General features: G+C 34.5%; 3 protein-coding genes. 1 reads left to right on the top strand and 2 read right to left on the bottom strand.

The window, feature by feature from the left end:
• Positions 1–181 precede the first annotated feature (181 nt).
• A complete protein-coding gene (locus HUN22_RS16590) occupies positions 182–433 on the top strand; it encodes an HNH endonuclease (protein ID WP_217488214.1) in 252 nt (83 codons plus the stop codon).
• A gap of 103 nt (positions 434–536) precedes the next feature.
• Here the strand turns inward: HUN22_RS16590 and HUN22_RS16595 are convergent, their stop codons facing one another.
• On the bottom strand, positions 537–773 hold the full coding sequence (locus HUN22_RS16595; RefSeq protein WP_002070013.1) for a hypothetical protein: 237 nt from the start codon (positions 771–773) through the stop codon (positions 537–539).
• A 106-nt stretch (positions 774–879) separates the two neighbouring features.
• Positions 880–1,938 carry a hypothetical protein gene (locus HUN22_RS16600; protein ID WP_174731688.1) on the bottom strand — a complete coding sequence of 353 codons (1,059 nt, stop codon included), beginning with the start codon at positions 1,936–1,938 and terminating at the stop codon, positions 880–882.
• Positions 1,939–2,284 lie beyond the last annotated feature (346 nt).

Here is a 2,284-nt window from a genome sequence, read left to right on the forward strand (position 1 = left end):
ATTTAATCCAAACGAATCGTATACTTAAGTTATCAACACTTAAATATACTTTAACTCCAAATAAAGTTACCTCAACTATAGTCCAATGATAGATCGTATATCCTGCTCAGTAGCCGTGAATCAGAAGGAGAGAATTTTGGCTAATCCATAGAGTGTACCGCACAATATTGAAAAATTAGTTTTGGAGCGTGACAAAGACTGTGTCTATTGCGGTTGTGAGTTTGGAACCAAAAAATCAAAAAAAGTCATGGGAACAATCATCCATGACATCAAAATCACCATGTTAGATAACATCGCCTTATGTTGTGTTGGTTTCAATGTTTCCAAAGGTAATAAAGAATTAAGTACTTGGTTATATTATGAAAATTCTCATAACCGTGGAATTACTTCCGACACTATTGCAGAAGTAATTAGAGTGGCTCTGAAATTGTAAAAAGCCCGCAACTAGGCGGACTTTTGTCTTTCGGTGAAACGTCTACGTGAATGAAATTAAATTGAGTGGGTAGTTTTTCTGCTCACCCATTCAGGTACAGGAATCAACAAATACGCCCTGCTCGACCAATCGCATTAATTAAGTGCTTATAAGTTTCGCTCTTTTTATTCTCAAAGTTCTTTTCAAGTTTAATTAGATACTCAACTGCAGACGATCCACCCGCTTCTCCAAGTGCATCCAATACCTGCTTATAAGTTTCGCTCTTTTTATTCTCAAAGTTCTTTTCGAGTTCTATTAGATACTCAACTGCAAACGAATTTCCGTCATTTTCAAAAGTCATTTTTTCCTCTCTTTAAAAAAATTTTTCCCTACCAAAAAATGGGTACAAAAAAATCAGATTCAAGTGCAAAAACAAAATACCTCTTAATCTCCCTGAACATCTAAACTTATTCTACATCTTGCTTTTTGGAACTAAATAACATCATAGAGGCTTTAGATGGTTCAATTTGAATATCTGTATATGTTCGGGCTAATTTAAAGCCTTCTTCTCTAAATCGACCTAATATGTCTCTCAGTTCCTCAATTGCATCTGTTTTTATAACCATTCTGAGAACAGTCCCATCTAAGTTTATTTTGCGATTCAGCTTATTTCCATTTTGAATTAAGATACCCGCTGTACCACTACCAATAAAAAATTCTCCCCCCATCCCCGCAATCCTGTGAGTCATATATAGTCCAAACCCCGTGTTCTGCCATTGATCATCACTTTGCCTTCTCTTTTTCTTACCACCACGCAGATTTACCTTACTAGATATGCTTGGTAATAGTGCATAACTAACCGCTTCTCGATCATCTAATAACGTTGGTAATGAGGTATTCTGTTCTAAGGAATTCTTAATACCAACTCCTTCATCCAAAACCACTACTTCAGTTTTATTCTTAGAAGGCCAATATTGTGCACAGAATGTGATTGTTTCCGACTCTGAGTGTTCAACCACATTCCTAATAATTTCTCTATAACAATAAGTTAATGTTTCGACCAACTCAGTATCTTCTTCTCCTGTAATTAATTCTGCTAATAACCGACTATTTTCTTCAATCAGATCACCTACATGTATGAATCTGTCAGCGGCTATACGCTTAATATCAGCAACATTCATCTTTGTGATAGGAATGTAACGTTTGGAATTATCATTTGGTAAAGTAGTACGAGCTTCTGAACCATGATCGAATCCGCAACATTTGAAGAATCCCATGAAACCTGCATACTGAGCAGTACTCACTGATGATCGAATTTTTTCTTTCAAAACCAACTGTGGATATGAATCCCTTAAAGTTTTAATAAAGTTTGAAAAATATACAAAACCAAATGGCTCAACCGTTGAGATCGATGTGAAATTTATTTCAATTTCATTCTCACCTGCATTAATTAAATCTTGTATCCGATCACATATTCTTAAAGTACTATCGATTGTAAGGTTTATAACGTAAACTGTTTCTGCCATTAAATGATGACCATTATTTTTTAAAATCAAAAAATTAGATTACTTATTAACTGTACAATATTCAAGCTTCTCAAACAAACAAAGCTCTTTACATAAAGCTTTATTAGCCTTTGTCCAGATTAGAAGGTCTTCTCTTTTCACAACTTTACCAAATAGCTTGTATCATGAGCTCGGAATTCTAAAAGGGATACACATGATCAAGAGCCGTATATGAGTGTATAGCAGGCAATAAAAAAAGCCCTAAACCATTATAGTTTAGGGCTTTTTAAGTCTTGTAAAGCTATTCGAGTTTATATGACTTTAATGTCTTGGTAGGTATATCCAATACCAAACTAAATCATAACAT

It is taken from the genome of Acinetobacter lactucae (assembly GCF_013344765.1).
Lineage (GTDB): Bacteria > Pseudomonadota > Gammaproteobacteria > Pseudomonadales > Moraxellaceae > Acinetobacter > Acinetobacter lactucae_A.

Excerpts from the sequence above, each read along its gene's own strand:
- HUN22_RS16595 (WP_002070013.1), bottom strand. The coding sequence starts at position 773 with ATGACTTTTGAAAATGACGGAAATTCGTTTGCAGTTGAGTATCTAATA.
- HUN22_RS16600 (WP_174731688.1), bottom strand. The coding sequence starts at position 1,938 with ATGGCAGAAACAGTTTACGTTATAAACCTTACAATCGATAGTACTTTA.